Origin of the sequence: Portibacter lacus, assembly GCF_021533215.1 — a bacterium.
GTDB lineage: Bacteria > Bacteroidota > Bacteroidia > Chitinophagales > Saprospiraceae > Portibacter > Portibacter lacus.
In genome coordinates this window covers 90,766-102,077 of the sequence record NZ_JAJNKA010000006.1, presented here as the reverse complement: position 1 = coordinate 102,077, position 11,312 = coordinate 90,766, and the positions used below count along the sequence as shown (strand labels likewise).

General features: G+C 36.2%; 11 protein-coding genes. 7 read left to right on the top strand and 4 right to left on the bottom strand.

From position 1 onward, the window contains the following. Positions 1 to 241 precede the first annotated feature (241 nt). A complete protein-coding gene (locus L2586_RS11590) occupies positions 242 to 1,291 on the bottom strand; it encodes a PA0069 family radical SAM protein (RefSeq protein ID WP_235293062.1) in 1,050 nt (349 codons plus the stop codon). Positions 1,292 to 1,410: 119 nt separating this feature from the next. Between L2586_RS11590 and L2586_RS11585 the strand changes: the two genes are divergently transcribed. From L2586_RS11585 to L2586_RS11575, 3 genes are all read left to right on the top strand, one after another. Continuing rightward, positions 1,411 to 1,848 (top strand): hypothetical protein, encoded by a 438-nt coding sequence (locus L2586_RS11585; RefSeq protein WP_235293061.1) that lies wholly within the window; start codon positions 1,411 to 1,413, stop codon positions 1,846 to 1,848. Between the two features lie 83 nt (positions 1,849 to 1,931). Then, positions 1,932 to 4,316: a TonB-dependent receptor gene (locus tag L2586_RS11580; protein WP_235293060.1), complete on the top strand. Its 2,385-nt coding sequence runs from the start codon at positions 1,932 to 1,934 to the stop codon at positions 4,314 to 4,316. Beyond that, entirely contained in the window at positions 4,313 to 4,621 is a 309-nt protein-coding gene (locus L2586_RS11575) for a hypothetical protein (protein WP_235293059.1), read from the top strand. The genes L2586_RS11580 and L2586_RS11575 overlap by 4 nt, the downstream gene beginning before the upstream one ends. On the opposite strand, the gene L2586_RS11570 is transcribed toward L2586_RS11575, so the two are convergent. Continuing rightward, on the bottom strand, positions 4,611 to 5,555 hold the full coding sequence (locus L2586_RS11570) for a hypothetical protein (protein ID WP_235293058.1): 945 nt from the start codon (positions 5,553 to 5,555) through the stop codon (positions 4,611 to 4,613). The two genes, L2586_RS11575 and L2586_RS11570, sit on opposite strands and share 11 nt — an antisense overlap. A gap of 234 nt (positions 5,556 to 5,789) precedes the next feature. Between L2586_RS11570 and L2586_RS11565 the strand changes: the two genes are divergently transcribed. Both L2586_RS11565 and L2586_RS11560 read left to right on the top strand, forming a co-directional pair. Next, positions 5,790 to 6,908 carry a hypothetical protein gene (locus tag L2586_RS11565; protein ID WP_235293057.1) on the top strand — a complete coding sequence of 373 codons (1,119 nt, stop codon included), beginning with the start codon at positions 5,790 to 5,792 and terminating at the stop codon, positions 6,906 to 6,908. Position 6,909: 1 nt separating this feature from the next. Then, positions 6,910 to 7,353: a hypothetical protein gene (locus L2586_RS11560; RefSeq protein WP_235293056.1), complete on the top strand. Its 444-nt coding sequence runs from the start codon at positions 6,910 to 6,912 to the stop codon at positions 7,351 to 7,353. Between the two features lie 188 nt (positions 7,354 to 7,541). Here L2586_RS11560 and L2586_RS11555 read toward each other — a convergent pair whose 3' ends face one another. Beyond that, positions 7,542 to 8,765: an MFS transporter gene (locus tag L2586_RS11555; RefSeq protein ID WP_235293055.1), complete on the bottom strand. Its 1,224-nt coding sequence runs from the start codon at positions 8,763 to 8,765 to the stop codon at positions 7,542 to 7,544. Beyond that, a complete protein-coding gene (locus L2586_RS11550) occupies positions 8,762 to 9,238 on the bottom strand; it encodes a DUF6495 family protein (RefSeq protein WP_235293054.1) in 477 nt (158 codons plus the stop codon). The genes L2586_RS11555 and L2586_RS11550 overlap by 4 nt, the downstream gene beginning before the upstream one ends. Before the next feature lie 57 nt (positions 9,239 to 9,295). Here L2586_RS11550 and L2586_RS11545 point away from each other — a divergent pair, with 57 nt between their 5' ends. Next, positions 9,296 to 10,477, top strand: coding sequence for an MFS transporter (locus L2586_RS11545; RefSeq protein ID WP_235293053.1), 1,182 nt, complete (start codon positions 9,296 to 9,298; stop codon positions 10,475 to 10,477). Between the two features lie 204 nt (positions 10,478 to 10,681). After that, the gene (locus L2586_RS11540) at positions 10,682 to 11,311 is read left to right on the top strand and encodes a peroxiredoxin (RefSeq protein ID WP_262914148.1); all 630 of its coding nucleotides are present in this window, start codon (positions 10,682 to 10,684) and stop codon (positions 11,309 to 11,311) included. The last annotated feature ends 1 nt before the right edge of the window (position 11,312 follow it).

Sequence of the window (11,312 nt, the reverse complement as noted above, 5' to 3'; positions counted from 1 at the left end):
GATTCTAATATTTAATCTTTCGATATGTTACAAAGGTAAGTGCTGAATGTAAAATCCACATTGCTCTAATATTAAACATGTGTAAAGTCTTGAAAATATGTTTTTGTTAGTGTCAATCATACCTTAAAAGTATATGACTAAGAAATTACCAGACCTTCGCAAAATTACTTTGTGAAAACGAAAAGCTCATTTCTAGCTACCAGTAAAACATTGACCTACATAAAAAAAGCTGATAAGCTCGTCAAAATAATGACAACTGATTCGACTTGTATTTATAATGTAAATCCAAGTTCAATTCCACTTTTCTAGGATTCGGAAAATATAGTTTTCGTGCCAATGTTACTTGTTGCTTGATAATTTTCGACACCTCTCCATGTCCACTGTGTCTTCCCTCTTTAATCGTAGCGCTCAATTTTCCATTCCTCATACTTTTGATCTTATTCAGCACTTTGTCTTTTCGATCAGGAAGATGATCGTCTAGCCACTGAATAAAAAGCTGGTCTAGATCTTCATTCAATCTAACAATTCCATAGGAAAATGAATTCGCACCGTGATCTGCAGTTTCTTTTGCGAGTGCCATGATTTCAAAGTCTGTCAGTCCAGGTATAATCGGCGCCATCATCGCCATTACTGGTATACCGCTATCGGACAGCGTTTTTATAATTTTCAAACGCCCCTGAGGTGATGCTGTTCTAGGTTCTAATCTTTGTTGCAACTTCTGGTCTAAACTAGTTACACTAACTGCAACATGCAATAGATGATGTTCATTCAATTTCTTGAGAATATCTAAATCTCTAAGAATCAGGCTATTCTTCGTTATGATGGTTACAGGATGACGATAACTATAAAAGACTTCAAGCAAAGATCTGGTGATTCTTAATTTTGCTTCTATAGGTTGGTAACAATCCGTATTTCCAGATAAGGCGATCGGTGCCGTTTTCCATTTCTTAGATTTAAGCTTATTCTCCAGCAGTTCCGCAGCATTTTTCTTAACTAATATTTTCTGCTCAAAATCTAACCCACTACTATATCCCCAATAATTATGAGTAGGTCGCGCATAGCAATAGATGCAACCATGCTCGCAACCTTGATATGGATTAAGTGAGTAACCAAACGGCAGATCATCTGAAACAACAGGATTCACAATGGTTTTAGGGAAAGTAGGAATGACTTGTGTTTTCGGAGATTCTGCTTCTTCATGCGCTAAATCTTGAAAAACATCGTTTATTTTATTAAAATGTTCAAATCGATGACTTGGGTTGATGCTTGCTCCTCGGCCTTTCAATTTCATATTGTCGTATTTAACGGCAAATATAGACGTTTTAATCGACTTTAATAAAATACTTTATATTAATTAATTTTTTAATATTTAAAAATAGGTGTAAATTTGTCACTTCAACTAAAAAACATATGAGAGCATTCTTAATAACTTCCGTATTCTTTATCTACTTATTTTCTGTTTCATGCAACAATAGCGGTGAGGCGAAAATAGATACTTCTGCTTTCGATGCAGCCTACCCAGAAATGTGGACAGAACTTGGACTACCTCAATATAGAAGAGGAACGTTAAAAGGTGTAGAAGGAATCAATGAAGGTGTTAAAACTATCCATTCATTCACTATAGAATCGGATGATCCACCATCGTTTCTACGAGAATTTTTCCAGCCAAATATTAAGGACTTAGGATGGAAAGATCTACAAGCAAGAAGAAGGATTTCTGACATTCATGAAGATGACTTGTACTTCGCTTCTTATGTGAAGGGTAAGAATAAATTGGAAATTAACGCATCAGCCTTACCACAAGGAGGATCTAAGACCAAGATTAAGCTCTCTGTTTTCAACAAATAGAGTTCTTTTTTGACACTATAATGACGATTAACGTAAGGAAAGGAAGCTAGTTCATTGTAATTTTGCGATGGATTAGAAATGTTATGAGAAAAATTCTATTATTTACGCTTTTCGTTTTAGTTGGTAACTTGTTAAATGCTCAGTCTGGATTAATTCAAGGAAGTGTTATTGACTTTCTAGATCGTTCAGGATTGCCATATGCGAATATCTCTATAGATAATGAAGCTCAAGTATTTACTACGGATAGTCTTGGAGATTTTTCTATCGAATTAAAACCGGGTTATCACAATGTAACCGTTTCATACCTTTCTTATGAATCTAAGAAATACCACCAAGTTAAAGTAGATCCCATCAAGCCTAATAATCTTGTGGTGACCTTGAAGCAAAGCAATGTTAACCTTGATGAAATTGTCGTTAAGGGAAAATCACAATCGAAAACATCAGAAACACCACTTTCCATTAAGTCTATCGGAATTAACGAAATCACCAGACTACCTGGAACGACTATAGACGTTTCTAAAGTCATTAAGAACTTACCTGGCGTTCTTCCTAAAGTATCATTTGGTTACAATATTATTGTGAGAGGTGGAGCATCACACGAAAATAAATTCTACATAGAAGGAATAGAAATTCCTTCCATTAATCACTTTTCTGTTCAAGGGGTTTCTGGTGGACCAAACGGAATGATAAATGTCGACCTGTTAAAAGGTGCGAATCTGATAACTGGTGCTTTTCCAGCAAATCGTTATAATGCACTCAGCTCTGTACTTAATCTAAATACAAGATCTGGGCGTACAGACAGACTTGGTGGGAAATTCACACTTGGAGCTACAGATGTAGGATTAAGTCTAGAAGGACCATTGAGCAAAAATTCAAATTTCATCATATCAGGTAGAAAGTCATTCTCAGAATATTATCTGAAAGCATTTAAACTTCCAGTTCTGCCAGCGTACTCGGATTATAACTTCAAGTTTGAGTCCAGATGGAAGCGAAATGAATTAAAAATTATTGGAATAGGAGCAGTTGATCAATCTAGGTTAAATCTAGATGATGCGAATAAACCTGATGCTTCTGTCGGACTATTATACAATACAGGATACATTCCAGAGGGTGACCAAAATGTGCATACTTTAGGTCTGAATTACAAGAAATTCTCTGATTATGGATACTCAACAATCATATTAAGCACTAGCTATTTCAGAAATAAGGCGATTAAATATTTTGACAATTCCTTCGAGCAAGAAGACTTGTGGTTTGATTATGATGCTACTGAAATGAAGACACAAGCGAGATTTGAACAAAACATTTATGTTGGCGATAATGAGCTTCGATTCGGTGTTTCCCTTGAAAACTCAGTATTCAGCCTAGATAATTATGCGATAGAAATTGGACAAGAAAACCTACCTTTTATCGTAGACTTTGATTCTAAATTATCGACCCTTGCTTATGGTGCTTTTGTTTCTTACAGTCGTAAATTCTTAAACGATAAATTAAACATTTTCGGCGGATTAAGAATGGACGCAAACTCATACGGAGATCTTACACAAAATCCATTAGATCAAGTGTCACCTAGGATTTCAGCATCTTATAAAGTAACAAATAAGTCTACAATCAGTACAAATATTGGGTCATATTACCAACTTCCTCCTTCTACTATCTTAGCCTATTCTGAAGATGGAGCGTTGGTTAATCAGAATAGAATCGGATACATTAATTCGAATCAACTTGCCTTAGGTTATAGTTATCAGATTTCTGAAGATAAGATTGTTTCTATAGAGACGTTCTATAAGCAATATGATAAATATCCATTTCTATTAAGAGACTCGATTTCATTTGCGAATGCGAATGCAGATTATGTAGCCGTCGGTAATCAACCAGCGTCCTCTACTACGAAAGGTAGAGCATATGGTGTTGAGTTATTTATTCAGAAGAAATTCCGAAAAAACAGCCTCTGGTCTGCTTCCTATAACTATTCTGTCAGTGAATTTGAAGATAAGAATGGAGACTTTGTAAGTTCTTCATGGGATACCAGACATTTTTTAAACTTGGTATATGCTAAGACATTTGGTAAAAACTGGCAAATAGGCGGGAAATTCACTTTCGCGAGTGCGTCGCCTTATACTCCATTTGACCAATCTGCATCTTCTCAGAAAGCATTTTGGGACTTGAATAGAAGAGGCATTTTCGACTATGATCAGTTAAACACAGCTTTCTTGAAACCATTTCGGACACTTGATTTCCGAATTGACAAAAACGTTTATTACAAGAAATTCACCGCTAATTTCTACTTAGATATTCAAAATATTTCTAGTTCTGCAATAGAATATATACCTTACTTAGTACCAGTTAGGAATGAAGATGGAAGCTTCAAGTTAGATCCTGAAAATCCTAATCAATACCAGACAGAATTGATTACAAGTGATTCTGGAAGGGTTTTACCTACTATCGGAATTATAATCGAAATATGAAAATATTAGCCGCTTCTTTGTTCTTTGTTTTTTCATTTGCTATAACGGAATGCAATCAAACTCCATGTTATACCGATCGTGAAGTGACTAAGAAAATCGAGTCTGTAAAATTAACATGTACTTCTACAGGAGATCTAACTTTATTAGAAGATAAGGAGACTGGCAGTAGGTATTCCGTATGTAATGCTTCGGATTACGCCCTTAAAGATTCTACCGAATACATCATTTCTGGTATCGTCTATAAAGTGAAGCCAAATGAACGCTGGCCAGGAACACCTTTTGAAATCACAAAACTTAAGAATTAAGAATAATCTGTTCTTTAGCCTGATTATACGTTTCCACTTGCTGATCTACTTTCTGTAAGTCACTACCTAATGACTGAACAATTCTATTCACTTTGTCTTTCACAGAATAAACATTAGAAAGCGCATTCTTAATTTTTTGCTGAATGATCCAGTCAGAAATTAAGTTATCGAAGAAAATATCTGTGAATGAACTTAAGGAATCAATTCTAATATCGAAAGTGAATGATCCTGCTCCTAAATTATACAATTCCTGTTGAAATTTACCTAGAACATGCTTAGCCTGAAATGCAGTTTCTCTAGCTCGGTCCACGGCATCATGCTTATTATAACTTGCCATTCTTCCTTTTCCTGCCATATCCCAGTTTCCCCAGTTTTTCGCTTGTTGTAGAAAAGCCAGCATTCTCTCCAAGCTTTTCGCAGCTTCATTTCCTGTATGAATAGCCCTTCTTATTTCATTTCTCAGAATGACCTGCCTATCCATTTTCTTGAGCAACTCGCGTAACTCCTTCCCGATAGGCGAATTAGAATTCATCAATTCTTTAGACCGCTGCTTTTTCAGGGTCTTCAGTTTATTTTCCAAAAGTGTGACATCAATCAACTTTTTCTCTAGTAGTGATTTTTCATATTCTAAGATATCAACGGTTTTCTTCATCCCGTTAAACTTTAAAGATGCCTGAAGGTATTCTTGCCTTTCTTTTTCAATTTGTTCCTCTTTACTTCCTAAAACCTTATGAAATAAAGATTTCAGACTCATCGACTCTAACTGTTTCCAGTCATTGTATTCTTTATCAAGTAATTTTTCAAACTTTTCAAGTTCTTTATACGCTTTAGTAAGTTCAGAAGTAGTCTTAGCATAATGCTTCCTGACATTCTTAATATTCTGAATCTCTTCGAGTGTTTTATGCAATTCAAGCTGAGTATCCTTTGAGTCCATTCTATTTACTTCTGTATGTATTTTAAAAAAATCTTGGTCTGACCATTAAATTAGCAGGGTCAAGTTATCATCTATAGATCACAAAAAAGACCAAAACCGACATTTTTCCATTTCGATAATAGTTAATTTCTTAAAGTAAACGGCTGTATGTACCATTGAGTTCTTAAACCACTTTAATATTTATTAACTTATTTTGCTAATATTAATTATTTTGTGAAAAATAAAATTTAAGATATGGGATTTTTAGGTGAATTCAGAAAACTATTATTCGGAGTTAAGTCTGTAAGTAAGAGCGCAGGTAGAAAAGCTGTAGAAAAAGGTAAAGACATAGGAGAGGATATTCTAGATAAATCTTCTGATTTTTTCGAAGATGCGAAAGACGCAGCTGAAGATGGTTTCGACAAAGTAAGGGACTCATTTAAAGGGACAGCTGAGAAAACTGGCAGTTCTTTAGGAGATGCTAAAGATAAAGTGGTAGACACGGCAAAAGATATCGGAAAAAAGATTGCAGACAGTCCTGTAGTGGAGAAAGCTGCAGATGTTTCTGAAGCAGTCGGTAAGAGAGTTATCGAAGTCGGAGGCGATCTGATGGAAAAAGGAATGGACGTTTCTGAGAAAGTAGGAAAGAAAGTACTAGAAGCCAAAGATAAAATCGTAGAAAGAGCTAAGGAAATCACAGATGATTTAGGTGAGAAATTAGATGATACGATAGAAAAGGCTGAAAAAATGGCTGCTGATGAAAAAGCTAATCCCAAGTCCGAGTTTGCAGATACACCGCTTGACGCTAGTGGATCGCTACTAGAAGATACGGATGATTTCTTTTCTAAAGCTGCAGCCTATGCGGATGGAGATCACGGTGCATTCAGTGAAGGAAAAATCACTATTACTCCTTCTGAGGACGTAACGGATGTCGTGGATAGTGCGAAAAAACAAGTAAAGGCAGCTGGTTTTGAAGATTTAGATGGAGATGGAGACGAAATTGCTGATGATGCAGAAATAATCGTTGACAATGCAGAGAATAAATTATTAGAAATTAAGGCAGATGCCAGCGAAATCTCTCAGGATATCAAGGACGAAGTAGCAGAGATAACAGATTCTGTAGCATCTAAAGCGTCAGATGTTGCTGACAGTGCAGAAACTAAGGCAAATGAAGCGATTGAGGCAGGAAAGGATATTGCTGGAAATATTGGTGACCAAATAGCTGATGTTAAAGAAGATATCGGTAGTAAAATAGATAGCGTAACGGCCGATGCCAAGACCAAAATGGACGAAATTTCTGATATTGCTGAAAACATTGCCGATTCTGCAGAAGAAGATTTAGAAGATTTAGAAAACGATATAAAAGATGCATAACATGAAATACATAATAAAAAGTTTAGCTTTTAGCATTTGTTTTTTATTCAGTGCCAATGCTTTTGCCGTAAATACAATGGCCAATCAATCTGCTGTAGAAACTTACCTATTCCAGAATGAATTAGAAGCAAATGATTTCTTAAGTCTGAGTACCAAAGATATTAGAAAAGCTACCCAGAAGAGATTAACATTTAAAGAACACATCGTATTTCGAGTGATGAAAGCGAAAATGTTCTTAAAAGTTAGAAATGGTGAAGAATTCGATGCGGAAGAATACTACAAAACTGGAGCAAGTGATTTTAATATTGGAGGTTTTCTATTAGGATTTTTCCTTCCTATTATTGGAAATCTAATCGCCCTTCTTTTTGGTGGAAACGCTTTCAAGTGGTCTTTAATAGGTACTTTGACTTCTATCATTGCAGGAATTATTGCTTGGATTTTATAAGCTGTCTTTTAAGATTGAGGAATATAGGGTCTAGTTGATCTTAGGCTTTATTTTCCTGTATCAAGGTGACAGTCGTAGCTGTGAATACTTTCATTCTCAATGTCTATCATTGACCTACATTCGTATTGTTTTTTAACCTAGAAATGTTAGCGCCGTAAATAAATGGTGAATGGGATGACGACTTGCTCTTAAGAAAGACCTAACTTCTTTTGGGATTTCAACAAGTACAAAGTCATCAAACTAGCAGCAATCCCTAGGCCTCCCATAACATACCAACTCGCATCATAACCATAACTTTGGGAGATCCGCATACCTAGATTCGGGCCGATAATGTGAGATAAAGCGAAGGCGCCAGTGTACAATCCCATATACTGCCCCACTCTACCTTTCGGAGCTCTATTCAATGCCCAAGAATTAGAAAAAGGAAAACCTAACATTTCTGCAAATGTCAAAAACAACATGCTCACGATAAGAATCGGAACCCAGAAAACAACATTGAGAATCAAATAAGAAATGGAAATGAGAACACAGGCAGCAAGGACTACTTTAACTGCTTTCGCTTTCTTCAATTCTAAGAAATTAACCAAAGGCATTTCAAGTAAGAAAATGACAACTCCATTCAGGGCCATAATATAACCAATGCTTTTCTCATTAAGCAGGTATACTTCCCTGTAAAAGAGTGGAACATTGACAAATAATTGGAAAAAAGCCAGATTAAACAGGAACAAAATTCCCATCATTGTAAGATAGGGTCGATCATTCCAAACACTTTTAATAGTTTCTGGTTTTATGTCAATTTCTTCTTCATCAGTTGACAGTATTTTCTTAGGCGCAAGGACAATTAAAGTAAAAATACTAGAAGCAAAACATGTGAAGCCATCTATGTAGAATAAATATTGAGCACCATAAGCATAATAAATGACGCCTCCTATCGCTGGCCCGATAGAGTAACCTAGATTAATGGCAAGCCTAATGAGTGATATCGATCTGACTTTATTCTCTGGCTTCGAATAAGCATCTATGGCTGTAAATGCAGCAGGTCTAAAACTATCCGCAATTGTTATTAAGACAAACATTCCGATGCAAATGGCTTCGAAACTTTTCAACTTATAAAAGAGCACGAAGCCAATTCCAGAGATCGCAAGACTCATCACCATGACTTTATAATATGAGAAGATATCAGTTAATTTCCCACCTAGCCAAGACCCTGCTAAAGAACCAAGTCCGAAAAACGACATGATCCAGCCGACTTGAATCAAGTCAAAACCAAGGTCCTGCGTCATATAAATCGCAATAAAAGGAATGACCATTGTTCCTGCTCGGTTCACCAGAAATGCAGCAGAAAGTAACCAGATTTCTTTAGAAAGTCCTTTAAATGAATTGACGTAAAAATTGTAGAATTTTCCGATCATAGCTTATCAATGGCAACGCTAAGCGTCTGATGCAACTTGCCATTAGAAACGAGACAACCGTTTTCGATCATCTTAAATATTTCTAGCTCTCGTGCATCGCTGTACGGTTTTTCAGTTCTATAGACCAGTAGATCTTTCGGTGGGTTCAGCATTGCCTGAGAAATAAAATTCGGGTTTGTGAAATCAGCATCATCTGTTTCTAATTCCATCGTGATAAGCTCGATCTCCTCTGAACCACAACTGAAAGTTCTTATGGATTTCTTTTCGTGAATCTCTAGAAATTTGACATTCCTTAGTATTTTTTCAAAGACGACATCAGAAAAAAGATCAACGATCCTTTCCGCTGAATTAGGGGTTTCCCTTTTCATACTTTCCCAGTCTTCTGCTGCGATTCCGTTCACTACTAGATATTCTACGAACTCTTTTTCTAATCCTTTTAATTCTTCCTTATTGAGTAGTCTATATTTTGCCATCGCACAAATTTATTCAAAAAAAACCTTAGATGTTGATCATAATACCCATTTTTGTGGATGAATTCGAAATCGGACAAACTTTATACCTTCAATTTTCTACTGCTTTGTCTGAGCCAGGTACTTTTCTGTGCGAGTTTCTCCATGATCATTCCGGAACTTCCGCAACACCTGACGAACTTAGGTGGAGCTGAGTATAAAGGACTTATTATTTCTTTATTTACGCTAACTGCGGGGATTTCTAGACCTTTTAGCGGAAAATTAACAGATACCATCGGTAGGATTCCAGTTATGGTTATCGGTACATTATTTTGCGTAATGTGCAGTTTTCTGTACCCATTTATGACGACTGTATATGGTTTTCTAGCGTTAAGATTTTTCCATGGCTTTAGTACAGGTTTTAAACCAACAGCTTCCTCTGCATATGTTGCAGATGTAGTTCCTGTCCATCGGAGAGGTGAAGCAATAGGTATTATGGGAGTTAGTTTTAATCTAGGTGCATCACTAGGCCCTGCAATCGGAAGTTGGTTAACGATTTTATATGGTATTAATGCGATGTTTTATCTTTCCAGTGCAATTGCGTTTGTCTCAATATTCATTTTACTTGGATTAAAAGAATCCCTGGAAAAAAGGGTCAAATTCACCCCTAAATTATTGATATTAAAGAAGTCTGAGTTTATTGATTTCACAGCAATTGCGCCAGCATTAGTGGTTGTGTTCATCTACTTCTGTTTCGGTGGCATCCTAACCATTATTCCGGATCAGAGCGTATTTCTAGGTCTCGAAAACAAGGGAATCTTCTTCACTTATTTCACCGCTTTTTCGATACTTTCTAGACTATTCGCCGGAAAAGCATCAGATCGGTTAGGACGTGTTATCGTTATTCGATTTGCGATCATAGGTCTTGCACTGTCTTTGATGTTGCTCGCATTTGCACACACCTCATTTGTTCTCCTTGCTGCTGGTTGTTGTGTTGGATTTTTTACTGGTGTTGCTGCGCCTTCAGTTTTTGCATGGGCCATAGATCGATCAGCCGTGGAAAATAGAGGGAAAGCAATGGCGACGGTGTATATAGCACTTGAAATTGGGATAGGCATAGGATCCCTAGTTTCTGCCTGGATATATCAAAATGATCCAGCTAATTTCTGGAAGGTTATGTCGCTTAGTTCGACGGTAAGTGTTTTTTCATTATTATACTTAATGCTTTGGAATAATCGCAGAAAGAAAGGATTAACGATTTAGCATATTTTTTTCAAATTATTTTCAATCGCTCAACGGGTTTTTCACCAAAGATTCATTGGCTTTGGCCTAACAAATCAAAACTCCATTTCACACTTCCCAATGTCAACAATATCGGGGTTTTTACCTAGGTTTTACTATGAAACAAACTGCTTAAATTTGTGTTATTATAATACATAATTTACTAAAAATAAAAAGAATATAGATATGGCATTTGTAGGGAAAAAATTTCCAAATATGGAAGTTAACGCAATGAACGAAATGGGAGATACAATCCAAGTTAATGTTTTCGAGGAAGCAGCAAAGAACAAGAAGAAAGTTCTATTGTTTTGGTATCCTAAAGACTTCACTTTTGTTTGCCCAACAGAATTACATGCTTTCCAAGCAGCATTAGGAGAATTCGATAAAAGAAACACAATCGTTATTGGTGCATCATGTGACACACCTGAAGTTCATTTTGCATGGTTAAGCACAGCAAAAGATAACGGAGGAATCGAAGGCATTACTTATAATTTACTAGCAGATTCTAATAGAAATCTAGCAAGTACATTGGGTATTCTTGATACAACTGTTGTAGAGAAAGACGGACTTACTTTACTAGAAGGTGATAATGTTACCTATAGAGCAACATACTTAATTGATGAAGACGGAGTTGTTTTCCACGAAGGAATTAACCACATGCCGATTGGTAGAAATGTGAATGAATACTTAAGACTTATCGATGCTTTCACACATGTTCAAGAAAAAGGAGAAGTATGTCCTGCGAACTGGGAAGAAGGTAAGCAAGCAATGGATGCGAATGCATCAGGTGTTGCTGAGTATTTAAGCATGAACTAAA

Coding starts and splice junctions, on each gene's coding strand:
- L2586_RS11575 (WP_235293059.1), top strand. CDS start 4,313: ATGAAAATATTAGCCGCTTCTTTGTTCTTTGTTTTTTCATTTGCTATA.
- L2586_RS11580 (WP_235293060.1), top strand. CDS start 1,932: ATGAGAAAAATTCTATTATTTACGCTTTTCGTTTTAGTTGGTAACTTG.
- L2586_RS11540 (WP_262914148.1), top strand. CDS start 10,682: ATGGCATTTGTAGGGAAAAAATTTCCAAATATGGAAGTTAACGCAATG.
- L2586_RS11585 (WP_235293061.1), top strand. CDS start 1,411: ATGAGAGCATTCTTAATAACTTCCGTATTCTTTATCTACTTATTTTCT.
- L2586_RS11550 (WP_235293054.1), bottom strand. CDS start 9,238: ATGGCAAAATATAGACTACTCAATAAGGAAGAATTAAAAGGATTAGAA.
- L2586_RS11590 (WP_235293062.1), bottom strand. CDS start 1,291: ATGAAATTGAAAGGCCGAGGAGCAAGCATCAACCCAAGTCATCGATTT.
- L2586_RS11570 (WP_235293058.1), bottom strand. CDS start 5,555: ATGGACTCAAAGGATACTCAGCTTGAATTGCATAAAACACTCGAAGAG.
- L2586_RS11545 (WP_235293053.1), top strand. CDS start 9,296: ATGAATTCGAAATCGGACAAACTTTATACCTTCAATTTTCTACTGCTT.
- L2586_RS11560 (WP_235293056.1), top strand. CDS start 6,910: ATGAAATACATAATAAAAAGTTTAGCTTTTAGCATTTGTTTTTTATTC.
- L2586_RS11565 (WP_235293057.1), top strand. CDS start 5,790: ATGGGATTTTTAGGTGAATTCAGAAAACTATTATTCGGAGTTAAGTCT.
- L2586_RS11555 (WP_235293055.1), bottom strand. CDS start 8,765: ATGATCGGAAAATTCTACAATTTTTACGTCAATTCATTTAAAGGACTT.